Source organism: Catenulispora sp. MAP12-49 (assembly GCF_041262705.1).
Taxonomy (GTDB): domain Bacteria; phylum Actinomycetota; class Actinomycetes; order Streptomycetales; family Catenulisporaceae; genus Catenulispora.
In genome coordinates, this window is sequence record NZ_JBGCCP010000027.1 from 91962 (window position 1) to 116076 (window position 24115).

Here is a 24115-nt window from a genome sequence, read left to right on the forward strand (position 1 = left end):
GGAATCCGGCGTGAACTTCGGATGGGGATCGGTTTCCGGTGCGATCGCGGCGCTGGATAGGGCGAGGCGGCGGCGCGGCGCAGGCTGGATCACGGAAATCGACGACGAGTTCCATCGACGACGAGTCCCATCGACAAACGCGTTCCATCGACAGCGAGTTCAGGAGATCCGCATGACCGTCATCACCCCAGCCGTCAGCCACGAGGTCCGTCTCGTCGAGCGCCCGGAAGGGCTTCCGGCCCTGGAGCACTTCGCGGTCGTCGAGGCGCCGCTGCCGACGCCGGCCGCCGACGAGGTCCTGGTCCGGAACCTCGCCTTCCGGGTCTCGGCCTCGATCCGCATGATGATCAGTGAGGGCGCCGAGGCGGTCGAGGGCGTCCCGTTCCCGGCCTTGGCGCCCGGCGACACGCTGGCCGAACAGGCCGTCGGCGAGGTCGTCGCCGCTCCGGCCGGCAGCGCTCTGATGCCCGGCGATCTGGTCTCCCATCACCTGGGCTATCGCGAGTACGCCGCGGTCCCGCTCGCCGCGCTGGACCGTCTGCCGCAGCGTCCTGCCGATCCGATCGTGCACCTCGGCCACGGCTGGACGGCCTACGCGGCGCTGACCCGAGGCGTCCAGATCCCTTCGGGCGCCACGGTCTTCGTCTCCGGTGCCTCCGGGGCCATCGGCTCGATGGCGGGTCAGATCGCGCGTCTGCTCGGCGCCGGGCGCGTCGTCGGCAGCGCGGGTACTCCGGCGAAGGCTGCGCGGCTGACCGACGGCCTCGGCTATGACGCCGTGGTGCTCCGCGGCGGCGGCCCCTTCGTCGAGCAGCTGACGCGCGCCGCGCCCGGGGGGATCGACGTCGTCCTCGACACCGTCGGCGGCGAGCAGCTCGCCGCCTCCGTCGCGGTGGCGAACCCCGGCGCGCAGGTGCTGGTGGTCGGCGCGCTGTCCGGGCAGCTCGCGGCGACCGGCGCGGGCCGTACCGCGCCGGTCGAACTCGACTCCTTCCAGCTGCTGCTGAAGAAGATCACCCTGCGCGGCTACAGCGCCGACGACGATCCCGAGGCGCTGCCGGAGTGGAACCAGAGGTCCGCCGAGTGGCTGCGGGACGGGGCGCTCACGTTCCCGCACGAGCGGATCAAGGGCATCGCGAACGCCCCGCGGGCCGTCGTCGACACCATCGGCGGACGGCATCTCGGCACGGTCGTCGTCGAGCTCTGATGTAGTCCTACAGCAGCAGCGCGAGCCCGAGCCCGAGCGCCGCCATCCCCATCCCGGCCGCCAGGCTGACCGCGACGTTGGTGCCGGCCTCGGCGATCGAGCCGTCCTCGACCAGGCGCATGGTCTCGTAGGAGAACGTCGAGAAGGTGGTGTAGGCGCCGCAGAAGCCGGTGCCGAGCACCACCACCGCCTCCTTCGGCAGGCCGTGGTGCGCCGCCAGGCCGGTGAGCAGGCCGAGCAGGAACGCGCCGGTGAGGTTGATGGCCATGGTGCCCAGCGGCAGGGCCGAGCTCCGGCGGCCGGCGATCGCCCGGTCCAGCAGGTAGCGGGCCGGGGCGCCGAGCGCGGCGGCGGCCGAGACGGCGAGCAGCGTGATCACGAGGACCGCCCCCTGCGGTGCCGGCGCGGGGCGGGATCGTCCCCGGCCTCGGGGGCGGGCTCGGTTTCGCGGGAGCCGGCGCCGTAGCCCTCGATGCCGCGCAGGACACTGGCCCCGGCCGGCCCGGCCTTCTTCGCCCGGGTGACGATCTCGTGGTACAGCGGGACGTGCCGGTACTGGTCGGTCTCGCCGATGAAGATGCTCAGGCGGCGGGAGGGGCCGGACAGTTTCATCGCTGTCCTCCGGTCTCGGCCGGTGCCGCCGCCGCTGATCCCGATGACGCCGACGACGCGCGGGCCGCCGCGGCCCCGCCGCGCTTGAGCCGCCAGGCGGCCAAGCCCCGGCCCACGCTCAGCCCCAGGCTGGTCGCGGCGATCCCGGCGGCCAGACTGAGCAGTACGTTCGCCGCCGCGGTCCCGTACGCCCCGGCCGAGATCAGCCGGTCGGTGTCGACCATCCACGTGGAGAACGTGGTGTAGGCGCCGAGGAACCCGACGCAGAAGAAGGGGCGCACGTAGGCGTTCGGCGGCCACACGTCCAGGATCAGCACCATCAGCAGCGCCAGCACGAACGACCCGCTCACGTTGATCGCGAACGTGGTGGCCGGGAAGGTGTGCGGCGCGGTCGGGAACGCCAGGCCCAGGCCGTAGCGCACCGGACCGCCCAACGCGCCGCCGGCGGCGATGGCCGCCAGGACCCGCCGCGGCGCACGGGACCGGCGTGGTGCGGGGGAGGGTTCGGCCGCATCCGGATCGACGGGCAGATCGTCAGCCGGCTTCAGCGAAGCATCGGGGTTCACGGGGCGTGCTCCTACTCGTCGCGGGATGACGGCGGCATGCCGGCATCGCAGTTGAGTAGGGACCGTTGGCCAAGGAAATGGCGGTTATACGGCGAGCCCCACCGCCGTGATACGGCCCCAATATACCGTGGCCGCCGGCATCCGGGCCTGAGCAACCCTCGAAAGCGCTGTGTAGCAGAACCTTGACGGTGTGCGACATCACACCTAGTCTCCGCCCCGCGGTTCGGCACTACTACGGGTCCCACTGGGAGTGTCGCCGCCGTTCTCCGATCCGCCCACCCCAACAGGGAGTCAATGTGCGTCACCGCCCTCCACGCCCATTGCGCGCCAGACTGCTCGCCGTCATCTCGGCGGTCGGCCTGATGTTCCTCGGCACCGCGGCCCTGGGCACCCCCGCCTCGGCCGCGACGTCCATCACCAACGGAGGTTTCGAGGCCGGGAGCCTGTCCGGCTGGACCGGCACCGGCGTCACCTCGGTCACGACCACGAACCCGCACTCGGGGACGTACGCGGCGATGGTCGGCTCGACCAGCCCGAGCAACACCTCCTCCATCGCGCAGTCCTTCACCGCGCCGGCGACCAGCCCCTCGCTGTCGTTCTGGTACGACGTGGTCTGCCCGGACACCGTCACCTACGACTGGGCCACCGCGACGCTGAAGGACACCACCGCCAACACCACGACCACGGTGCTGCCCAAGACGTGCGTGAACCCGTCCTCGGGGTGGAAGCAGGTCACGAGGACGCTGACCGCGAACCACAACTACACGCTGACGTTGACCAGCAAGGACGACGACTACGCGGGCGACCCGACGTACACGCTGTACGACGACGTCACGTTGTCCGGCGGCGTTCCGAGCAACGACTTCTCGATCAGTGACAGCCCGGCCTCGGCGGCCGTGAACCCCGGCGCGTCGGCGACCTCGACGATCTCCACCGCGGTCACCTCCGGCAGCGCGCAGAGTGTGACGCTGTCCGCCTCCGGTCTGCCCTCCGGCGCGTCCGCGTCGTTCTCGACCAACCCGGTCACCGCCGGCGGCTCCTCCACGCTGACGGTCGCCACCGCCTCCAGCACCCCGCCGGGCAGCTACCCGATCACGATCACCGGGACCGGAGCCTCGGCCACCCACACGACCACGTTCACCCTGACGGTGAACGGGACCGGCCCGACGCTGCAAGAAGTGTCCACCGACCCGTTCACCGACACCGACGCCCAGCACGCCACCGAGGTGGAGCCCGACACCTACGCCTACGGGAACACGGTGGTCGCCGCCTTCCAGGTCGGCCGGGTCTACGGCGGCGGCGCCTCCGACATCGGCTGGGCCACCTCCACCGACGGCGGCACCACCTGGCAGCACGGATACCTCAACGGGATCACCGTCAACCAGGGCGGCGGTGCCTATGCCCAGGTCTCCGACGCCTCGGTCGCCTACGACCCGAAGCACAGCACCTGGATGATCGTCGGCCTGCCGGTCGACTCCTCCGGCAACGCCGTCGGCGTCACCGTCAACCGCTCCACCGACGGCGGCCTCACCTGGGGCTCGGCCACCCACGCGGTCGGCTTCGACGGCCAGGGCTACGACAAGCAGTGGGTCACCTGCGACACCACCTCGACCAGCCCCTACTACGGGAACTGCTACATCGAGGTCGACAACACCAGCACCGGCAACAGCGAGCTGATGTCCACCTCCACCGACGGCGGCCAGACCTGGGGCGCCGCCAAGCAGCCGTCCGGCAGCCCCACCGGCCTCGGCGGCCAGCCGGTGGTGCAGCCCAACGGCACCGTCATCGTGCCCTTCTCCACCAACGGCACCGCGATCGAGGCCTTCACCTCCGCCAACGGCGGCTCCTCCTGGGGCGGCGTCAACACGATCTCCAGTGTCCAGGTGCACACCGCCAACGGCAGCCTGCGTGACGGCTCCGGCCTGCCCTCCGCCGAGATCGACGCCTCCGGCAAGGTCTACGTGGCCTGGCAGGACTGCCGCTTCCGCTCCGGCTGCCCCGGCAACGACATCGTGATGTCGACCTCCACCAACGGCACCACCTGGTCGGCCGTCACCCGCATCCCGATCGACGCCACCACCTCCGGCACCGACCACTTCATCCCGGGCCTGGGCGTGGACCACACCACCTCCGGCAGCACCGCCAAGCTCGGGCTGTACTACTACGCCTACTCCAACGCCAACTGCACCGTCTCCACCTGCCAGATGTCCGTGGGCTACATCTCCTCCGCCGACGGCGGCACCACCTGGAGCGCCGCGCAGACCGTGGCCGGGCCGATGACCATGGCCCAGATCGCCAACACCAGCCAGGGCTACATGGTCGGCGACTACATCTCCTGCTCGGTCGTCAACGGCAAGGGCGTCGCCCTCGTCGCCGTCGGCAAGGCCCCCGCCAACGGCCAGGCCTTCGACGAGGGCATGTGGACCGTCGGCGGCGGCCTCGCGATGCGCGGAGGGCCGATCCGGGCCACCACCGGACCGGTCTACGCCGCGCCCCAGCATCCGAGGGCGCCGGCGCACAGGGCTCTGATGTAGAGCCCCTGTCCCGGCCCGCTCGCGCGGGCTGAGAGGCGGCCGTGTCCATCGCCAACCGCGATGGGCACGGCCGTTGCCCGTGGAGGCCGGGAGGGGGCGCCGGCGCTACGAGTGCCGCGTCTCGGCGAGCAAGGCCTTGGCCTCGGCCATGGTGCCGAACACGGTGAAGCTCGACGCCAGCCCGGCCAGCCGCAGCACGCGCTCGACCGGCTCGGGGACCGCCGCCAGCATGAACCGGGCCTGGACTTGGCCCGCGACGCGGGAGGCGTGCACCAGGACCCGCAGGCCCAGCGAGTCGATGAAGGTGATGCCGGAGCAGTCCAGCAGCACCGTCGCGCCCGGTCTGAGGTGCGGTTCGATCTCGGCGCCCAGTCTCGCGGCGACCGCGAGGTCCACGTCGCCGACCGCCCAGACGACCGTCGGATCCCCGCCGGCGTCGATGCTCCCGCAGAGGAATCCCATGGGCCCATCTTCTCCGGCCCGCGCGCGGGCGTGAACCCGGAACCGGCTCCGGGAAGGCCCGAAGGCCGGTGTGTTAACCCACATGGCGTACCTCGCGCGGTGCCGGCGGGGCCGGGCCGCGGACGGCCGTGACCTGGTCACCTGTTTAGTGGGGCCGATCAGCGGACACCCGGAGTGTCCGGAAAACGACCGCACGATCTCACGCGATCCCACACGGTCTCACTTCAGCGGGAAGGTGTCCCATGCCGGATCTTCATCCGCTCTTGCGCAGGATCGACCGTTTCCAGCAGCGTCATCCGGCCCTGGCCTACCCGGTCGCGGTGTGGAAGAAGTTCAGCGATGACAGGGCCGGCTACCTGTGCGCCCTGCTCGCCTTCTTCGCCTTCGTCTCGCTGTTCCCGCTGCTGCTGGTCCTGGTGACGGTGCTGGGTTTGCTCCTGCACGGCAATCCGGACCTGCAACACCGGGTGCTGAACTCGGCGCTGGCCGACTTCCCGGTCATCGGGCAGCAGCTGAAGACGAACGTCAACGGCATCGGCCGCAGCGGCTTCGGGCTGGCCGTCGGCATCATCGGCTCGCTGCTGGGCGCCAGGGGCCTGGCGGACGCGACGCAGTACGCGCTGAACAAGCTCTGGGCCGTGCCCTACACGCGCCGGCCCGGCTTCCCGCACAACTGGCTGCGCAGCTACGGCATCATCGCGGTGCTGGGCCTGGGCGTGCTGGCCACAACGTTCCTGTCCGGCATCGGGGCCTGGGGCGGCAACGGCGTGTTCGGCATCGGCGTCCAGGTGGCCTCGGTGATCTTGTCGCTGATCGTCAACATGAGCCTGTTCTGGCTGGCCTTCCACCTGGCGACGGCGAAAGAGGTCGGGTGGCGCGACCAGTGGCTGGCGGCGGCCCTGGCCGGCGTGGTGTGGCAGATCCTGCAGATCACCGGCGGTTTGATCGTCGCGCACCAGCTGCGCAATTCCTCGTCGCTGTACGGCGTGTTCGGGGTCGTACTCGGCCTGATCGCCTGGCTGTACCTGCAGGCCAGGCTCACGGTGTACGCGGTGGAGGCCGATGTGGTCCGGGTCAGGAAGCTGTGGCCGCGCACCCTGTTCCCGCCGCCGTTGAACGACCAGGACGAGCGGGTCTATCGCTCCTATGCGGCGATGGAGCAGCGGGTCAAGCCGGAAACGGCGTCGGCGGACCCGTCCGAGGAATCGGTCCAGGAGCCGACCGGAGAAGTGGCCGAGAAGTCGTCCGCGACCGCGGATCGGGCCTGAACGACGGAGCCGCCGGGAAAACCGGAGCCGCCGGGGTGACTCCGGGAAAACCGGAGTCACCCCGGCGGCGATTACCGGCCGGAATCCGTGACTACTTGTTGAGCTTCTCGGAGATCCGCGCGGAGGCCTTGCTCAGTCTCGCCCGCATCGTTATGTGGTTGTTCTCCGCGGTGTGCCTGATCCGCGCCGTCACTCGTTCGGTCTTGCCCCGACGCACCATCCGCTTGTTGCCGACGGCCCGGCCGACGATTTCCTTGACCTTGCCCCTGGCCGTACGCGCCGTGTGCTTTACCTTGCCCTGAGCTGTCATGGTCGTCCCTCCTATCTGGATATCCCTTATAACCCGCTCATCGCAATTCACGCGTGACTTCCCGCGCCCAGAGTTCCGGTGCCCTGATCTTCAGTGTCCTGATCTCCAGCACCCAGACTCCCCGTGCCGCGCGAGGCCGCCACCCAGCGGTCGATCCGGGACCAGTTCTCCTCCAGCCAGGCGACCCGCGCCTCCTCCTCGTGCGGTATCTCCGACGCCGGCACGGTCCACCACGTGAACACCACCGGCAGGCGCAGGGGCAGCGCGCGCCACATGTCCGCGGCCGACTGCACGTGCTCCAGCCCTGTGTGCGCCACGAAGAGCACGTCCGCTTCCGGGGCCGCCTCGATGGCGGCGAACAGGCCGTCGGGGTGGGGTGGCATCACGTGCTGGAGTTGCTCGGCGTGCGCGGCGGCCTTGGTCAGGCCGCGGCGGCGCAGGCGGCGGATGGCGTGCATGCGGCGGCGGGGTGAGAAGTTGCCGCCCTCGGGGAAGATCAGCAGGGCGTCGTCGGGGTCCATGTGCTGGGCCAGGACGCCGATGCGGGCGGCGGTGGCGCCCTGGTCGCCGGGGTGCGGGTCGATGAAGGCGTGCGGGATGCGGCTGAGCAGCGTGTCGATCAGCGGGTCCCAGGACAGGGTCTGCTTCAGCACCACCCGGGGGAGACGGCTGTAGTCGGCGAGCAGGATCTGCGCCAGCAGGAACGCCCCGCCGACGCCGCCGTGGCGGCCGCAGACGATCAGCGGCCCGGCGGGCAGAGCCAGTGAATCAGGGTCCTGGTCGGACGGGCTCACGAGATTGACCTCGAGCCGTCCATAACGCCGCGCCGCCCCTCGCAGCGCGCTGAGCGACGACGTCAGCGACCGCACGCGCGAACGCCGATCCCGCCCGGCATCGCCGCCGACGACGAAGCGCACCCATCGCCCCGCCGCCAGAACCAGACCGACGATCTCAGTGGCCGAATACACCGCCGCGACCGCCACGACCCGCCGAAGCCGCCCGACACGCAGGTGCCACGGCGAGGTGAGCGCGGTGAAGACCGCGCACACGACCGCGACCGGCAGAACCACGGTCGTCGCGACCGCCAGCAGAAGCACACCCGCCACCCGGCGGCCGAAACCGCGCATCGTCCCGCTCATGACGCGTGCTTCACAAGATAGGTCGAGGAGGCCTGATAAGCCCGCTCGATGCGCTCCTGGACCAGGCCCAGCCCCCGCCGTCCGTACCGGGGCCGCAGGTCGGTGGACCCGCCCGGCGCGCCGGTGGGCAGCACGTGCACCTCGACGCCGGCCACCGGGTGGCTCAGCGCGTGCACCAGCCGGTGCCGCCGCGCGATCTCGAACGCGACCACGGCCACCTCCCGCGGCGTGCGCGGCGGACTCAGCGGCTGGTCGAGCCGCCCGACGTGCAGCACGTACACCGTCCCGGCGCCCGAGGCCAGCGCGCGGCCGACCGGGACGCTGTCCACCAGCCCGCCGTCCAGGAAGTGCTCGTCGCCCACCGGCACCGGCGGGAGCAGCCCCGGCACCGCCGAGGACGCCAGCACCGCCTGGACCAGCGGGCCGGAACTGAACCAGTGCTCCGCGGCGCGCTCGATCGAGGCGGCGACGCATTCGAAGGGGACCTCCAGGTCCTCGATCCGCCGCGTCCCGAACTCGCGCTCCAGCAGTTCGCGCAGCGCCGCGTTGGAGAACAGGTGCGTCCGGCTGCGCAGCGCGGTCCCCATCTGGGCGAACAGGTTGTCCGCGAACACGCCGCGCTCCCGCAGCGAGACCCACAAGTGCTCCAGCCGCGTCACGGCGTCCGGCCGCGGATCGGCGGCGACCGCCGCGCCGTTGAGCGCGCCGACGGAGGAGCCGAGGATCAGGTCCGGGCGGATGTCCCGCTCTATCAGGGCCTTGAGCATGCCCACCTCGTAGGCCCCCAGGGGCCCGCCGCCGCCGAGTACGAACGCCACCGGTTTGGCCATCACCAGCCAGCACCTCCTCCGATCTGGCCCGATGAGCAGGCCCACTGATCCGCCGCCGACCCGGCGCGCGCCGGGGCGTCCGCGTACCCGCGCTGCGCGGAAGCATGCGCGATCACGGCTGAGCCGCGATGATGGGAGTTCGGGGGCGTTTGCCCTCTAAAAGCGGGGTTACATGCCGCAGATCATGAGTGAGACACAGACAAAGCAACGGCGCGCACCCGACCCGAAGTGGTGGACCCTGACCGCGGTCTGCCTCGGCACCCTCATGCTCCTGCTGGACATCACGATCGTGAACGTCGCGCTGCCGCAGATCCAGAGCTCGCTGGGGGCCTCGTTCTCCGACGTGCAGTGGGTCGTGGACGCCTACGCGCTCACCCTGGCCGCGCTGCTGCTGACCACCGGCTCGCTCGCCGACCAGTACGGACGGCGCCGGCTGTACCTGATCGGCCTGGCGCTGTTCACCGGGGCCTCGGTCCTGTGCGGGGCGGCGCAGTCGCCGCTGATGCTGGAGTTGTCGCGCGGGGCGCAGGGGGTCGGCGGGGCGGCGATGTTCTCGGTGTCGCTGGCGCTGCTGGCCACGGCGTTCCGCGGCAAGGACCGGGGCGTGGCCTTCGGGATCTGGGGCGCGCTGACCGGGATCGCGGTGGCGGTCGGGCCGGTGGTCGGCGGGGTGCTGGTCTCCGGGCTGTCCTGGCGCTGGATCTTCTTCGTGAACGTGCCGGTCGGGATCGCGGCGATGGTGCTGACCGCGCTGAAGGTGGCCGAGTCGCGGGAGAAGCAGGCCCGGCGGCCGGACTGGGCCGGCTTCGTGACGTTCTCCGCCGCGTTGGCCGCGCTGGTGTACGGCCTCATCGAATCCGGCCGCGTCGGCTTCTCCGACTCCACAGTGATCGCCTGCTTCGCCGCCTCCGGGGTCCTGCTCGTCGCCTTCGTGGCCGTCGAGATGCGCAGCCGGCATCCGATGTTCGACCTGGGCCTGTTCCGGCTGCCCACGTTCGTCGGCGGCGACATCACCGCCTTCGCGATGTCGGCCGGGATGTTCTCGATGCTGCTGTACCTCGTGCTGTACCTGCAGGACGTCCTGGAGTACAGCGCCCTGCAGACCGGCGTACGGCTGTTGCTGCTCTCCGGCGGCATGCTCGTGGCCAGCGCGGTGTCCGGCCGGCTGAGCGTCAAGGTCCCCATCCGCGCCCTGATCGGGCCCGGCCTGGCGCTGATCGCCGTCGGACTGCTGCTCATGCGCGGGCTCAGCGCCACCTCAACCTGGACCCACCTGATCCCCGGCCTGATCGTCGGCGGCATCGGCGTGGGCCTGGTGAACCCGCCGCTGGCCTCCACCGCGGTCGGCGTCGTCGAACCACGCCGGGCCGGCATGGCCTCCGGGATCAACTCCACGTTCCGGCAGGTCGGCATCGCCACCGGCATCGCACTGCTGGGCACGCTGTTCGCCAACCGCCTCACCTCGGCGGTGTCCTCGCTGTCCGCCCCGACCCCGCTGGCGGGCCGCAGCGCCGAGATCTCCACGGCTCTGCGCAACGGGGACGCCAAGAGCCTGTTCGCCACGACGCCGCCGCAGCAGCGCGGACAGCTCACCCTGATCGCCCGCGGCGCCTTCACCACCGGGCTGAACGAGATCCTGCTGGTCGGTGCCGTCGCGTGCTTCGTCGCAGCGGTGCTGGCCGCGGTGCTCATCCGCACCAAGGACTTCCATACGGAGGAGGAGGTCCGCACGGAGGGGGACGTCCGCACAGAACGCGCGGGATGACCGCGGATGGCCGGTGGCGTGGCTGCCGATGAACGCTCAGCTCAGGGCCTGTCCTCCAGTTCCACGACGTGCATGGCGGCCTCCTCGGCCGAGGCCGCGGCGCCGTCGATGCCCACGTCGCGGGCGACCATATCCGGTTCGGCCTCGACGGGCCGGTCCTCGTCCGGCGAGACCAGGCGCCCCGCGCGCTCGTCGCCGACCTGGTCGTCGAACGGCTCGCCGTCGGTGTCGCGGGTGTCGCCGATGCCGTCCCAGTCGCCGTCGGCCTCGGGCTCCGGTTCCTCCTCCTCCAGGCGGGCGTCGAGCGTCAGTTCGGTCCGCATCCCCAGCGGACGTTCCGGCGGGGAGTAGCCCGGATCGCCGGGATCGCCGCCGCCGACCTGTGAATCCTCCGCTTCGAGCTGGTCCAGTTCCTCGGCCGCGTCGTACGCCTCCGGGTCGACCGGGTCGAGCGGGTCGAGCGGGTCGAGCGGGTCGAGCGGCTCGACGGGTTCTGCTGGTCCGGCGTTCATGGCGTACCTCCACGCTCTTTTAGGCTCTTCCAGCTCAACGCTGCCCGGGGATCGGCAGCCGCCGAGGCCCCTTCACCCCGACCGCGCTGCGGATCACCTCGGCGATCCGGTGTGCGACGACCGGCCACAGCAGCCCGGTGCCGGCCGCCGCGGCGGCGTGCTCGGCGCGCGCCAGGCGCCCGGGTTCGGTGAGCATGCGGCGCAGCGCCGCCGCGTACGCCCCGGCGTCGCCCGGCTCGGCCAGCAGCCCGGCCCCGCCGGAGAGCATGTCCTGGGCGTAGAAGAACGACGTCGACACCACCGGGCGGCCGGCGGCCAGCGCGTACGTCAGCGCGCCGGAGCTGACCCGGTCCCGCGAGCGGTACGGCGTCAGGAACACGGTCGTGTGCGCCAGCAGTTCGGCCAGTTCGGCGTGGGTGAGGAAGAAGTCCAGGAACCGGACGCGGTCGGCGACGCCCAGCTCGGCGACCAGCTTGCCGAGCCCGTCCCGGTAGCGCTCGCCGTGGCGCCGGACGATGTCCGGATGCGTGGCGCCGGCTATGACGTAGCTCAGGTCGGGCAGGTCGCGGGCCAGGTCGGCGACCGCGGCGATGGCCGTCTCCAGCCCCTTGTCCGGGGACAGCAGGCCGAACGTGCTCACCACGGTGCGGTGCGCGAGCTCGTCCAGCATCGCGGCGACCTCGGGCCGGACGGACGTCTGCGCGGGTCCGCGCGCCGGGTGGTGCAGCGCTTCGGGCGCGCCGTGCGCGATGGTCTCCCACCGGTCGGCCCGGATCCCGGCGGCCCCGGCCAGCCGCCGGGCGGTGGGGGACAGGACGGTGACCGCGGCGGCGCCGCGGCACAGGCGCCGCAGCACGTCGGCCTGGCCGCGGGTCGGCGCGGCGGGCACGCTGTGCAGCGTGACCAGGTAGGGCACCCCGGCCGCCGACAACTCCGAGGCGAAGGAGGCGACCAGCGCCCCGTCGGTGCCTCCGTAGATGCCGAACTCGTGCTGGATCAGCACCGCGTCGGTCCCGGCCGCCGCCAGGTCCGCGGCGGTCCGGCGATAGGCCGCCGGATCACGCTGGTCCAGCACCCAGGCGACTTCCTGGTCGTAGCGGAGCCCTTCGCGGTCCACCGCGCACACCGACACGTCCAGGTCCGGCGCGACATCGTCAAGGCTCTTGTACAGGTCCGCGGCGAACGCGCCGATGCCGCACTGCCGCGGCGGGTAGGTCGACAGCACCACGACGTCCAAGCGCTCCTGCTCGGTGCGGACCGGACGCAGCTCCACACCCGGAAAAGTCAAAGTGGTTGTCATCTCTTTGTCTCCTGCTCCGAGGGGTACGCCTCTTATGGCCCGTTTAAACGCTCCGATGCGTCCGAGGTCGGCGATTCCGATACCCGCGTGGCAATCGGGCACCGGTCGCACCACGCGCACCACGGGTGTCGTTTACGGGCACCTGCCCGGGGCACACGCACGGCCTAAGGAGAACGGCTCATGCGCGACGAGAACTTCGAGATCGGCGACGAGGTCTTCTGCGAAGCCAAGGCCTGCGGCCGGCTGAGCGCGGTGACGGTCATGCCCGCCAACGCCAGGCTCGCGCACCTGATCGTGGACCCGTACCCGGACGGGGAGCCCCGGCTCATCCCGGCGCGCCAGGCCCACGCCACCGCCGCCGGCCTGGCGCTGGACTGCTCCAAGGACCAGTTCGACAGCGCCGGGACGGCCATCGTCACGCATGTCGATCCGGCCGAGGCCGCCGATTACGTCGAGGACGAACTGCACCACCGCCGGTACCGCCGGCACCACCAGCACGGCGAGCCCTCCACCTGGCCCGAGGACGGCCCGGGGCCCGGCGTGCCCACGCCGAGCGTCGGCGCCCCGGCGCCGTTCCCGGGGCCGACCCCGCAGGTGGAGATCGAGGTCCGGGTGCCGCCGGGCGAAGTGCGGGTCCACGAGGACACCGCCGTGCACGTCTCCGACGGCGAACTCGGCCTGGTGGCCGGGGTGATGGTGCGCCCGCGCGACAAGCGCCTGGCCTACATCCTGGTCGACGCCGGCCACCTGTGGTGGCGCCGCCGGGTCGCCATCCCGATGGCGCTGGTGCGGGGCGTGGACGATTCCGGGATCACGGTGCGGCTGTCGAAACGGCAGATCAGGGATCTGCGGCCGGTCGGCCACCGGCGCGGCTGAGGCCGGGCGTGGCTTGCTCGCGGGGATCGCGGGGATTGTTACGTTTTGATCCATGACGAGCGAATCACCGGACCCCGCCGTGCTCGAAGCAACTGCCGTACTCGAAGCCCCTACCGTTTTCGAAGCCCCCGCCGTTTTCGAAGCCCTCCACCGCCGCGTGGCCCCGATCGAGCGCCTGACCGAGGACGCCGACGCCCTCGCCGAGGCCTGCCTCGCCGTGGCGCGCGCCTTCCGCGCCGGCGGGCGGCTGTTGGTGTTCGGCACCGGCACCGCCGCCACCGACGCGCAGCACGTCTCGGTCGAGTTCATGCACCCGGTGATCGTGGGCAAGCGGGCGCTGCCGGCGTTCTCGCTGGCCGCCGACTCGGCGACGATGAGCGGGCTGGCCCAGACGCTCGGCCCGGACGCGGTGTTCGCCCATCAGCTCAGGGTGCTGGGACGCGCCGGGGACATCGCCCTCGGCGTCTGCGGGGACGGCGACAGCCCCGCCGTCGTGCAAGGCCTGGCCGCCGCCCGCGCCTCCGGCCTGACCACCGTCGCGCTCATCGGCGGCGACGGCGGCCGCATCGCCGAGGACGGGCTCGCCGACCACCGCTTCGTGGTCCGTTCCGACGATCACCGTGTGGTCAAGGAAGGGCACGTCACGCTCTACCACCTGCTGTGGGAGCTGACGCATGTCTACCTGGAGCAGCCGCATGCCCTGGACTCGGCCGCTACTTCGGAAACCAGCCCTGAAGCCGCGGACGGCATCGGCACGCTCTACCCGTTCCTGTATTCGGGCACATCATCGCTGGAAGCGTTGACCGTCGAAGTGGCGGCCTCGGCCCGGGCGAAGATCGCCGAGATCGTGGCCCTGCGCCGGTCTGTCGGACAGGCTGAAGCCGCCTCGCTCGCCGCGTGCGCCTACGCCCTGGCCGAGGGCTTCGGCAAGGGCGCGACGCTGCTGGCGTTCGGCAACGGCGGCAGCAGCTCCGACGCGCAGGACATCGTCCACACCTTCCTCGACCCGGGCCCGGGTGCTGAGGTCACAGCCTTGCCCGCCCTGTGCCTGACCAACGACACCGCCGTGGTCACCGCCCTGTCCAACGACGTCAGCTTCGACGTCGTCTTCGCCCGGCAGCTGCAAGCCGTCGGACGCCCCGGGGACCTGGCGGTCGCGGTGTCCACCAGCGGCGGCTCGGCCAACGTCCTGGCCGCGCTGGCCGCCGCCCGCAAGGCCGGGATGACCACCGTCGGCTTCGCCGGCTACGGCGGCGGCAAGATGGCCGAGCCGGGCCTGGTGGACCACCTGTTCGCCGTCCCGTCCTCCTCCGTGCACCGCATCCAGGAGGTGCAAACGACGCTGTATCACGTGCTGTGGGAACAAGTTCAGCGCGAACTGCGCCTCACGAGCGCCGGTCCCGCGCCCCGCACACCGCGGCCTGGCCGAGACTGATCCCGCCGTCGTTCGGCGGGACCCGGCGGTGGGTGAGCACCCGGAAACCCGCCGCCTCCAGCCCGGCGACGCACCGCTCGACCAGTATCGCGTTCTGGAAGACGCCGCCGGACAGCGCCACTGTGTCCAAGGCGGTGTCCAAGGCGGTCTCGCGCCGGAGGAGTTCGCAGACCTCGGTCACGGTCGCGGCCAGCCCGTTGTGGAACCGTGCCGAGACCACCGGGATCGCGATCCCGGCGTGCACGTCCGCCGCGACCGCGTCCACCAGATCCGCGCCGTGGACCACCAGCGGAGTCCCGGTTGCCCCGGCCTCTACCCGCGCGACGTAGCACCCCCGCTCGGAACGGTCGGCCAGCTGCTCGAACTCGATCGCCGCCTGCCCCTCGTAGGAGACCGTGTCGCGAACGCCCGCCAACGCCGCCGCCGCGTCGAACAGCCGTCCGGCGCTGGAGGTGCGCGGTGCGTTCAGACCGGCGCGCGCCGCCGCCGCGACCTGCTCCAGCCGCTCGCCGTGCCGCGCCATCAGATCCCGCACCGGCGCGATGTCGGGCCAGTCGGTGCCGTAGGCGGCGTCCAGATACGCCGCACCCATCCGCCAGGGTTCGCGGACCGCGCGTGCGCCTCCTGGCATCGGAACCGTGGCCAGGTGTCCGGCGCGGGTGAAACCGGCCAGGTCGGCGACGAGGAATTCGCCGCCCCACAGCGTGCCGTCCTCTCCCATGCCGAGGCCGTCGAACGCGACCCCGATCACGGTCTCGTCGGCGCCGGCGTCGTTGTCGGCCAGGCAGGAGGCGATGTGCGCGTGGTGGTGCTGGACCGCGACCAGTTCGACGTCGGGATAGTCGAGCGCGTATTTGGTCGACAGGTACTCCGGATGCAGATCGTGGACGACCACCTGCGGCGTGACGGAGAACAGGCGGCTGAAGTGCTCGATGCCCTCGGTGAAGGACTGCAGCGTCTCGTGGTTCTCCAGATCGCCGATGTGGTGGGAGACGAAGGCATGCCGGTCGCGCGCCAGGCAGAACGTGTTCTTCAGTTCGGGTCCGCAGGCCAGGACGTGGCGCGGGAACTCCCACGGCAGTGTCAGCGGCGCCGGGGCGAACCCGCGCGAGCGCCGGATCGGCAGCGGCCCGCCACGGCCGGCCCGCAGCACCGAGTCGTCGACCCGGGTGTGGATCGCCCGGTCGTGGGTCAGGAACGCGTCCGCGACCCCGGACAGGCGTTTGAACGCGTCGTCGTCGCGGTGCGCGATCGGCTCGTCCGACAGGTTGCCGCTGGTCATCACCAGCGGCGCGGGATGCGCCGAGACCAGCAGATGGTGCAGCGGCGTATAGGGCAGCATGATGCCCAGGCTCCGCTGGCGCGGAGACACCGACGGCGCGACCGCGCCCGCCGCGCCCGCCGCGTCCTCGGCGTCCGGACGCCGCTCCAGCACCACGATCGGCCGCGCGGGGTCGAGCAGCAGCCCCTCTTCCACGGCGTCCACCTCGCACAACCGCCGGGCGGCGTCGAGATCGGCGACCATGAGCGCCAGCGGCCGTTCCTCGCGGTGCTTGCGCTGTCGCAGGGTCCTGACAGCGTCCTCGTTCGTCGCCGCGACGGCGAGGTGATAGCCGCCCAGGCCCTTGATCGCCACGATGGCGCCGTCGGCGAGCAGGCCGGCGGCGCGCGCAATGGGGTCGCCATCGCCCGGGATCGCCGAGCCGTCGGCGGCCCGCAGCTCCAAGCGCGGCCCGCAGTCCGGGCAGCACACCGGCTGCGCGTGGAAGCGCCGATCCGCCGGATCGGCGTACTCGCGGTCGCAGCGCCCGCACAAGGCGAACGCCGCCATGGTCGTTCCCGGCCGGTCGTAGGGGAGTTCGCGCACGATGGTGAAGCGCGGCCCGCAGTTGGTGCAGTTGGTGAACGCGTAAGCGTGGCGCCGGTCGGCGGGGTCGGCCATCTCCGCCAGGCAGTCCGCGCAGGTGCCGGTGTCCGGCGCGACCAGGACGGTGCGCGGTCCGCCGGTGCCGCTGGCCGAGATCGAGAAATCCCTCTGGCCGAGCGCGGAGATCGGCTCGACCTCGACCTGCTCGACCCGGGCCAGCGGCGGTGCCTGGCCGGTCAGCGCGTCCACCAAACGGTCCAGCGCCGTGGGCTCGCCCTCGGCCTCGATCAGGACCCCGAGGCCGTCGTTGCCGACGAACCCGCCGAGCCGCAGGCGACACGCCAGGCCGTACACGAACGGCCGATAGCCCACGCCCTGCACGACTCCCTGGACACGAACCCGAATGCGCGTCATTTGCCCTCCCGGGTCCCGCCTGTCGCAATCCTCATGGACTACAAATACCGGCGAATCCGGTGATAGCTGCGTAAGTTGGACCGCGCATCGGCCTGTGCCGCTCGCAAGAGCGAGCGCGCGGGCCGTTCCGACGAACGGGAGGCGATCATGCCGGCAGCCCAAGCGGCCCCCGCTGAGGAGACCGTGATCCATGTCCTGTGGCTCAACGCCGGGCTCAGTTGCGACGGAGACTCCGTCGCGCTGACGGCCGCGAGCCAGCCCAGCATCGAGGAGATCGCGCTCGGCGCCCTGCCGGGCCTGCCGAAGGTGGCCGTGCACTGGCCGCTGATCGATTTCGAGTGCGGACCCGCCGGCGGCGCGGACGACTTCCTGGAGTGGTTCCGCAAGGCCGACCGGGGCGAGCTGGAGCCGTTCGTGCTCGTCGTGGAGGGCTCGATCCCCAACGAGTCGATCAAGGACGAGGGCTACTGGGCCGCGTTCGGCACCGACCCCAAGACCGGGCAGCCGATCACCACCTCGGAGTGGGTGACCCGGCTGGCGCCGAAGGCGACCGTGGTGCTCGCGGTCGGCACCTGCGCCACCTACGGCGGCATCCACGCCATGTCCGGCAACCCCACCGGCGCCATGGGCGTCCCGGACTTCCTGGGCTGGGACTGGACCTCCAAGGCCGGCATCCCGATCGTGTGCGTGCCGGGCTGCCCGATCCAGCCGGACAACCTGTCCGAGACCATCACCTACCTGCTCTACCAGGCCAGCGGCCAGGCCCCGATGATCCCGCTGGACGACGCGCTGCGGCCGGCCTGGCTGTTCGGCGCGACCGTGCACGAGGGCTGCGACCGCGGCGGCTACTACGAGCAGGGCGAGTTCGCCGACTCCTACGGCGAGCCGACGTGCCTGGTCAAGCTCGGCTGCTGGGGCCCGGTGGTGAAGTGCAACGTGCCCAAGCGCGGCTGGATGGGCGGCATCGGCGGCTGCCCGAACGTCGGCGGCATCTGCATCGGCTGCACCATGCCCGGCTTCCCGGACAAGTTCATGCCGTTCATGGACGCCCCGCCCGGAGCGGTCGTGTCCACCACCGCCTCCAAGGCCTACGGCAAGGTGATCCGCAATCTGCGCTCGATCACCACCAAGACCGTCGACGCCGAACCGAAGTGGCGCCGTCCCGGACCCAAGCTGACCACCGGCGCCAAGCGCACCTGGTGACCGTCGGCCCGCGCATCCCCCGACCCCCGACCCCCGACCCATTGCACCGCCACCACTCCGATGGGACACGCCTGATGACCGCCACGACCAGCAAGGGCAGCAAAGCCTCCGGCGACGGCCTCGTGGAGATGGCCTGGGACCCGATCACCCGGATCGTGGGCAGCCTCGGCATCTACACGAAGATCGACTTCAAGAACGCGACCGTGGCCGAGTGCCACAGCACGTCCTCGATCTTCCGCGGCTACAGCCTGTTCATGAAGGGCAAGGACCCGCGCGACGCGCACTTCATCACCAGCCGCATCTGCGGCATCTGCGGCGACAACCACGCCACCTGCTCCTGCTACGCGCAGAACATGGCCTACGGCGTGAAGCCGCCGCACCTCGGCGAGTGGATCGTGAACCTCGGCGAGGCCGCGGAGTACATGTTCGACCACAACATCTTCCAGGAGAACCTGGTCGGCGTGGACTACTGCGAGCGGATGGTCAAGGAGACCAACCCCTCGGTGCTGGCCAAGGCCGAGAACACCCCGGCCCCCGGCGCCGAGGCCCACGGCTACAAGACCATCGCCGACATCATGCGGGCCCTGAACCCCTTCAGCGGCGAGTTCTACCGCGAGGCGCTGCAGGTCAGCCGCTCCACGCGGGAGATGTTCTGCCTGATGGAAGGGCGCCACGTGCACCCCTCCACGCTGTATGCCGGCGGCGTCGGCACCGTGGCGACCGTCCAGCTGATGACGGACTACCTGTCCCGGCTGATGCGCTACGTGGAGTTCATGAAGAAGGTCGTGCCGATGCACGACGACCTGTTCGACTTCTTCTACGAGGCGCTGCCGGGCTATGAGAACGTCGGCCTGCGCCGCACCCTGCTGGGTTGCTGGGGCTCCTTCCAGGACCCCGAGTACTGCAACTTCTCCTACGCGGACATGACCGACTGGGGCCGCAAGATGTTCGTCACCCCCGGTGTCGTGGTCGACGGCAAGCTCGTCACCAACGACCTGGTGGACATCAACCTCGGCATCCGCATCCTGCTCGGCAGCTCCTACTACGAGGACTGGAACGACCAGGAGACCTTCGTCAGCCACGACCCCCTGGGCAACCCGGTGGACCGCCGGCACCCCTGGAACCAGCACACCAACCCGCGCCCGGGCAAGCGGGACCTGGAGGACAAGTACAGCTGGGTGATGTCCCCGCGCTGGTACGACGGCAAGGACTACCTGGCCCTGGACACCGGCGGCGGCCCGCTGGCCCGGCTGTGGTCCACCGCGCTGTCCGGGCTCGTCGACACCGGGTACGTCAAGGCCACCGGGCACAGCGTGCAGATCGAGCTGCCCAAGACGGCGCTCAAGCCAGCGGTGACCTTCGAGTGGAAGATCCCGAAGTGGAGCAACACCCTGGAGCGCAACCGCGCCCGGACCTACTTCCAGGCCTACGCCGCGGCCTGCGCACTGCACTTCGCCGAGAAGGCGCTCGCCGAGATCCGCGCCGGCCGGACCCAGACCTGGGAGAAGTTCGAGGTCCCGAACGAGGCCATCAGCTGCGGCTTCACCGAGGCCGTGCGCGGCGTGCTCTCGCACCACATGGTGATCCGCGACGGCAAGATCGCGAACTACCACCCGTACCCGCCGACGCCGTGGAACGCCAGCCCGCGCGACTCCTACGGGACGCCGGGGCCGTACGAGGACGCGGTCCAGGACCAGCCGCTGTTCGAGGAGAACAAGGGCGACGCGTTCAAGGGCATCGACGTGATGCGCACGGTGCGCAGCTTCGACCCCTGCCTGCCTTGCGGGGTGCACATGTACCTCGGCGGCGGCAAGACCCTGCAGAAGCTGCACACGCCGACGATGGCGACGCCCGAGTGATGGAGATGAACGCCGCCGCCACCGCATCTGCGGATACAGATGCGGACCGGCTCGTCGAGGTCGGCGAGCGGATCGAGCGGGTCCTCGAACAGGGGGATCCCGCTCGGCCGGTCGCCCGCGACGAGGCGCGCGACCTGCTGCGCCTGGTCACCGACCTCTACGGCGCCGGCCTGGAACGCCTCCTGGCGATCGCCGACGAGGCCGGCGCCCTGGACGACGCCCTGCTGTCCCGCCTGGCCGCCGACTCGCTCGTCGGCAGCCTGCTGTTGGTGCACGGACTGCACCCGGACAGCGTCGAACAGCGGGTGGCCCGCGCCCTCGACGAGCTCCGGCCCCAGCTGGAACGCCACGAAGTCGAGGTCGAGGCCGACACGACCGAGGAGGGCACGGTGCTCCTGCGCGTCACGGGGGCCGGCGGCTGCGCCTCGACATCCGAAGCGCTGGTCGGCAGCATCCGGGCAGCGGTCGAGGATGCCGCGCCGGACGCGGTGGTGAAGGTCGAGACGGCGCGCGCCGCCGCCGGGACGTTCATCTCGCTGGACTCGCTGATGACCGGCCTGCACGTGAACCCGGTGCGAGCATGAACCATCCGACACCCGCGCCGGTTGAGAGCACCGACGCGCTGGCCGCCCTCCGCCGCATCCGCGCGACCAGGCCCAAGGCACACCCCGAGGTCCCGACCGTCATCGAGCGCTGCGAGCTGTGCGCGGTCCCGGTCTCGGCCGAGCACCGCCACGTCGTCAACCTCGACAGCCGCGCGCTGCTGTGCGCCTGCCGCCCCTGCTCGCTGCTGTTCGAGTACCAGGGCGCCGAACTGTCCTATCGCACCGTCCCCGACCGCCACCTCGCCCTGCCGCCGCTGCCCCGGCAGCAGTGGGACAGCCTCGAGGTCCCGGTCGGGCTGGCCTTCATCTTCCGCAACTCCCGGCAGGAGCGCACCGTCGTCTGCTATCCGGGCCCGGCCGGCGCCACCGAGGCCGATCTGCCCACCGACGCCTCCGAGGCGTTCGCCGAAGCCGTCCCCGACGTCGAGGCCGTCCTGGTCCGGGCGCGCGAGGACGGGTTCGACCGCTTCGTCGTCCCCATCGATGCCTGCTACGCCCTGGTCGGCCACCTGCGCGTGCTGTGGCGCGGTTTCGACGGCGGCTCCGAGGCCCACGCCCGCGTCGCGGAGTTCTTCGCCGACATCGAGCGCAAGGCGGTGCGACCGGCGTGAGCGAGCTTGCCTTCACCGTGCTGGACATCAGCCCGGAGCCGTACGCGGCCGCGCCGAACCTGGCCGCCCGCCTGCGGATCACCGAGGTCACCGGCGAGCGCGTCCACGCGATCGCGCTGCGCTGCCAGGTCCAGATCGAGCCGCGCCGCCGCGCCTACACCGGCGAGGAGAAGACCGACCTCGCCGACCTGTTCGGCGCGCCGGCGCGCTGGGGCGAGACGCTGCGGCCGGTGGTCTGGACGCAGGCCTCGACGATGGTGCAGGGCTTCACCGGCTCGGTGGACGTCGACCTGCCGCTGCCGTGCACCTACGATTTCGAGGTCGCCGCCGCCAAGTACCTGCAGGCCCTGGCCGGCGACGACGTCCCGCTGACCCTGCTGTTCAGCGGCACGGTGTTCACCCGGGGCCTGAACGGCTTCGGCGTGGAGCAGATCCCCTGGCACCTGGAGGCCTCGCACCGCATGCCGATCCGCGTCTGGCGCGAGCTGATGGACGCCCACTTCCCGAACACCGGCTGGATCCGCGTCGACCGCGAGACGCTGCGCCGCCTGGGCCGCTACCGGTCCGAGCGCGCGCTGACCGACTGGGGCCAGGTCTTCGACGCGCTGCTGCCGGCCGACGAGTTGGAGACTTCGCGATGACGTACGCCGATGTCGACGTCGCCGAACCGCGCGAGGAGGCGCGGCTGGCGGCCGCACGCCGCGTGGCCGACGCGATCCTGTTCGAGGGCTACATCCTGTATCCGTACCGTGCGACCTCCGCGAAGAACCAGCTGCGCTGGCAGTTCGGGATGCTCGGGCCGGCCGGCGCGGCGCAGGCCGGGGTCGGCGAGGAAGCCGGGATGCGCACGACGCTGCTGTTCGAGCCCGGTGCCGACACCGATGCCTATGCCGATGCCGCCGCCGACACTGAAATCGGCGTGGACCTGACCCTGCGCTTCCTGCACCCGCAGTTCCGATCCGTCGAACGGAGATCCGGCGCGGCCTTCGAGCCGGTCGAATCGCTGACCACGGCCGGTACGCACTGGATCCCCTGGCACGAAGCAGTGGTCTGCGAAGTCCCGCTGTCCGGCATCACCTCCGACACCGTCATCCCGATCGAGATCGCCGGCAGCCAGGAGACCGAGCCCCTGCACGACGACGGCCGCCTGGCCGGACGCCTGGTCCGCATCCGCGAGCGTCTGCGAGGCCAAGTCCGGGTGTCCTGGCGGCGGCTGGACGCCCCTCGGCCCCTGTTCGCCGTCGACGTCGAGGTCACCAACCTCGGGCGCTGGGACCGGTCCGCCGCATCTGACGACGCGCGCCCCGACGCCCGACGTTATGGTGCCCCACGCACCGCTGCCCCGCGCAGTGCCGCCCGCGATCTGGCCGCCCGCGTCTCCTTCGCGGGAACCCACGTCGTGGCGCGCGCCGTCGGCGGACGATTCCTTTCGCTCACCGATCCGCCGTCCTGGGCTGCGGCCGCCGCCGCAGCCGGCGACCAGCACCGCTGCTGGCCGGTCCTGCTCGGCGAGGAAGGCGGCCCGGACGACCTCGTCCTGGTCTCGCCGATCATCCTGTCCGACCGTCCCGCGGTCGCCCCGGAGAGCGCCGGCGACTTCTTCGACGCCACCGAGATCGACGAGATGCTCGCGCTGCGCGTGCGCACCCTGACCGACGACGAGAAGGCCCAGGCCCGCGGCACCGATCCGCGCGCCGCCGAGATCGTCGACCGCTGCGACACCATGACCGACGAGGTGCTCGCCAGGCTGCACGGTACTGTGCGTGATTCGGCTGGGCGCGATTCGGCCGGCGGCGCTTTCGACCAGCCCGACACCCCCTGGTGGGACCCCGCGGCCGACGCCTCCGTGGCCCCGGAGACCGACACCGTCGTGGTCGCGGGCGTCGCGATCGGCAACGGCAGCAAGGTGCGGCTGCACCCGCTGCGCCGCGCCGACGCCCAGGACATGTTCCTGGCCGGCCAGAGCGCGACCGTGGCCGCCGTCCTGCACGACGTCGACGACGGCGTCCACGTGGCCGTCACCCTCGACGACGACCCGGCCAACGACCTGCACGCCTGGTACGGCCGCTACCACTACTTCGCCCCCGAGGAACTGGAGCCCGTACGGGAGCCCGTACGGGAGCCCGTGCTGGAGCCCGGATCGGAGCCCCTGCGATGAGCCCGGAGACCCCGCGCGTCCTGGTCGCCGGCATCGGCAACGTCTTCCTCGGCGACGACGGCTTCGGCTCCGAGGTGGCCCGGCGTCTGGCCGCCGAGCCGCTGCCGGAGAACGTGACCGTGACCGACTACGGCATCCGCGGCATGCACCTGGCGTTCGACCTGCTCGACGGGTACGACGTCCTGCTGCTGGTCGACGCGCTGCCGCACGGCGCCGCGCCCGGGGACGTGACCGTCCTGCAGGTCGGCGAGGAGGACCTCGGCTCCGGCGAGTTCGACGCGCACGGCATGAGCCCGGTCGCGGTCCTGGGCTCGCTGGGCTCCCTCGGCGGCCGGCTGCCGCCGCGGACGTTCGTCGTCGGCTGCGAGCCGGCGGACGTCGGGATGGGCATCGGCCTGTCCCCGGCGGTGGCCGCGGCGATGGACACCGCGCTTTCGGCCATCCGGGTGCTAATCCCCGGCGACCCGGTAGACCTCACCAGCATCGCGAAAGGTGTGTGACATGAAGGTATTCGGTGTACTCAGCGCGACCGCCCTGACCGCGCTCGGCGTGGCGGCCTCGATCCTGGCCGTCCGTTCGCTG

At 71.5% G+C, this 24115-nt stretch carries 22 protein-coding genes and 1 pseudogene; 13 read left to right on the forward strand and 10 right to left on the reverse strand.

Going from position 1 to position 24115, the window contains the following annotated elements; translation table 11 throughout:
• Positions 1–172: 172 nt before the first annotated feature.
• Positions 173–1207: an NADP-dependent oxidoreductase gene (locus tag ABIA35_RS36030; protein WP_370360921.1), complete on the forward strand. Its 1035-nt coding sequence runs from the start codon at positions 173–175 to the stop codon at positions 1205–1207.
• Between the two features lie 7 nt (positions 1208–1214).
• Here the strand turns inward: ABIA35_RS36030 and crcB are convergent, their stop codons facing one another.
• From crcB to ABIA35_RS36045, 3 genes and pseudogenes are all read right to left on the reverse strand, one after another.
• Positions 1215–1583: a fluoride efflux transporter CrcB gene (gene crcB / locus ABIA35_RS36035; RefSeq protein ID WP_370346295.1), complete on the reverse strand. Its 369-nt coding sequence runs from the start codon at positions 1581–1583 to the stop codon at positions 1215–1217.
• Positions 1584–1657: 74 nt separating this feature from the next.
• Positions 1658–1819 (reverse strand): annotated as a pseudogene (locus ABIA35_RS36040) (DUF190 domain-containing protein); the annotation flags it as partial.
• The gene (locus tag ABIA35_RS36045; RefSeq protein WP_370360922.1) at positions 1816–2385 is read right to left on the reverse strand and encodes a CrcB family protein; all 570 of its coding nucleotides are present in this window, start codon (positions 2383–2385) and stop codon (positions 1816–1818) included. The pseudogene ABIA35_RS36040 and the gene ABIA35_RS36045, both read right to left, overlap by 4 nt.
• Positions 2386–2705: 320 nt before the next feature.
• Here ABIA35_RS36045 and ABIA35_RS36050 point away from each other — a divergent pair, with 320 nt between their 5' ends.
• Entirely contained in the window at positions 2706–4919 is a 2214-nt protein-coding gene (locus ABIA35_RS36050) for an exo-alpha-sialidase (protein ID WP_370360923.1), read from the forward strand.
• A gap of 105 nt (positions 4920–5024) precedes the next feature.
• Here ABIA35_RS36050 and ABIA35_RS36055 read toward each other — a convergent pair whose 3' ends face one another.
• The gene (locus ABIA35_RS36055) at positions 5025–5381 is read right to left on the reverse strand and encodes an STAS domain-containing protein (RefSeq protein WP_370360924.1); all 357 of its coding nucleotides are present in this window, start codon (positions 5379–5381) and stop codon (positions 5025–5027) included.
• 263 nt (positions 5382–5644) lie between these two features.
• On the opposite strand from ABIA35_RS36055, the gene ABIA35_RS36060 reads away from it, so the two are divergent.
• Positions 5645–6649 (forward strand): YihY/virulence factor BrkB family protein, encoded by a 1005-nt coding sequence (locus ABIA35_RS36060; protein ID WP_370360925.1) that lies wholly within the window; start codon positions 5645–5647, stop codon positions 6647–6649.
• A gap of 91 nt (positions 6650–6740) precedes the next feature.
• On the opposite strand, the gene ABIA35_RS36065 is transcribed toward ABIA35_RS36060, so the two are convergent.
• From ABIA35_RS36065 to ABIA35_RS36075, 3 genes are read right to left on the reverse strand one after another with little or no spacing between them, the layout of a single operon-like run.
• A complete protein-coding gene (locus ABIA35_RS36065; RefSeq protein ID WP_370360926.1) occupies positions 6741–6959 on the reverse strand; it encodes a CsbD family protein in 219 nt (72 codons plus the stop codon).
• 47 nt (positions 6960–7006) lie between these two features.
• Positions 7007–8098: a 1-acyl-sn-glycerol-3-phosphate acyltransferase gene (locus tag ABIA35_RS36070; RefSeq protein WP_370360927.1), complete on the reverse strand. Its 1092-nt coding sequence runs from the start codon at positions 8096–8098 to the stop codon at positions 7007–7009.
• Positions 8095–8928, reverse strand: coding sequence for a patatin-like phospholipase family protein (locus ABIA35_RS36075; protein ID WP_370346297.1), 834 nt, complete (start codon positions 8926–8928; stop codon positions 8095–8097). Before ABIA35_RS36075 ends, ABIA35_RS36070 begins: the two co-directional genes overlap by 4 nt.
• 184 nt (positions 8929–9112) lie before the next feature.
• On the opposite strand from ABIA35_RS36075, the gene ABIA35_RS36080 reads away from it, so the two are divergent.
• Positions 9113–10693 carry an MFS transporter gene (locus ABIA35_RS36080; RefSeq protein ID WP_370346249.1) on the forward strand — a complete coding sequence of 527 codons (1581 nt, stop codon included), beginning with the start codon at positions 9113–9115 and terminating at the stop codon, positions 10691–10693.
• Between the two features lie 41 nt (positions 10694–10734).
• Here ABIA35_RS36080 and ABIA35_RS36085 read toward each other — a convergent pair whose 3' ends face one another.
• A complete protein-coding gene (locus tag ABIA35_RS36085; protein WP_370360928.1) occupies positions 10735–11205 on the reverse strand; it encodes a DUF5709 domain-containing protein in 471 nt (156 codons plus the stop codon).
• Positions 11206–11239: 34 nt separating this feature from the next.
• Positions 11240–12505, reverse strand: a complete 1266-nt coding sequence (locus ABIA35_RS36090) for a glycosyltransferase (RefSeq protein ID WP_370360929.1) — start codon at positions 12503–12505, stop codon at positions 11240–11242.
• A gap of 180 nt (positions 12506–12685) precedes the next feature.
• On the opposite strand from ABIA35_RS36090, the gene ABIA35_RS36095 reads away from it, so the two are divergent.
• Positions 12686–13381, forward strand: coding sequence for a hypothetical protein (locus tag ABIA35_RS36095; RefSeq protein ID WP_370346255.1), 696 nt, complete (start codon positions 12686–12688; stop codon positions 13379–13381).
• 52 nt (positions 13382–13433) lie between these two features.
• On the forward strand, positions 13434–14816 hold the full coding sequence (locus ABIA35_RS36100; protein WP_370360930.1) for an SIS domain-containing protein: 1383 nt from the start codon (positions 13434–13436) through the stop codon (positions 14814–14816).
• On the opposite strand, the gene hypF is transcribed toward ABIA35_RS36100, so the two are convergent.
• The gene (gene hypF, locus ABIA35_RS36105; RefSeq protein WP_370360931.1) at positions 14767–17097 is read right to left on the reverse strand and encodes a carbamoyltransferase HypF; all 2331 of its coding nucleotides are present in this window, start codon (positions 17095–17097) and stop codon (positions 14767–14769) included. The genes ABIA35_RS36100 and hypF overlap by 50 nt on opposite strands.
• A 147-nt stretch (positions 17098–17244) precedes the next feature.
• Here hypF and ABIA35_RS36110 point away from each other — a divergent pair, with 147 nt between their 5' ends.
• The 7 genes from ABIA35_RS36110 (at position 17245) to ABIA35_RS36140 (ending at position 24033) form a co-directional block, all read left to right on the forward strand.
• A complete protein-coding gene (locus tag ABIA35_RS36110; protein WP_370346261.1) occupies positions 17245–18300 on the forward strand; it encodes a hydrogenase expression protein HypE in 1056 nt (351 codons plus the stop codon).
• Between the two features lie 74 nt (positions 18301–18374).
• Positions 18375–20159, forward strand: a complete 1785-nt coding sequence (locus tag ABIA35_RS36115; RefSeq protein WP_370360932.1) for a nickel-dependent hydrogenase large subunit — start codon at positions 18375–18377, stop codon at positions 20157–20159.
• Entirely contained in the window at positions 20159–20743 is a 585-nt protein-coding gene (locus ABIA35_RS36120; protein ID WP_370360933.1) for a NifU family protein, read from the forward strand. The genes ABIA35_RS36115 and ABIA35_RS36120 overlap by 1 nt, the downstream gene beginning before the upstream one ends.
• Positions 20740–21375, forward strand: a complete 636-nt coding sequence (locus tag ABIA35_RS36125) for a DUF5947 family protein (protein WP_370360934.1) — start codon at positions 20740–20742, stop codon at positions 21373–21375. The genes ABIA35_RS36120 and ABIA35_RS36125 overlap by 4 nt, the downstream gene beginning before the upstream one ends.
• Positions 21372–22016: a DUF6084 family protein gene (locus ABIA35_RS36130; protein ID WP_370360935.1), complete on the forward strand. Its 645-nt coding sequence runs from the start codon at positions 21372–21374 to the stop codon at positions 22014–22016. The genes ABIA35_RS36125 and ABIA35_RS36130 overlap by 4 nt, the downstream gene beginning before the upstream one ends.
• The gene (locus ABIA35_RS36135) at positions 22013–23533 is read left to right on the forward strand and encodes a hypothetical protein (protein WP_370360936.1); all 1521 of its coding nucleotides are present in this window, start codon (positions 22013–22015) and stop codon (positions 23531–23533) included. Before ABIA35_RS36130 ends, ABIA35_RS36135 begins: the two co-directional genes overlap by 4 nt.
• Positions 23530–24033, forward strand: coding sequence for a hydrogenase maturation protease (locus ABIA35_RS36140; RefSeq protein ID WP_370360937.1), 504 nt, complete (start codon positions 23530–23532; stop codon positions 24031–24033). The genes ABIA35_RS36135 and ABIA35_RS36140 overlap by 4 nt, the downstream gene beginning before the upstream one ends.
• Positions 24034–24115: the final 82 nt, after the last annotated feature.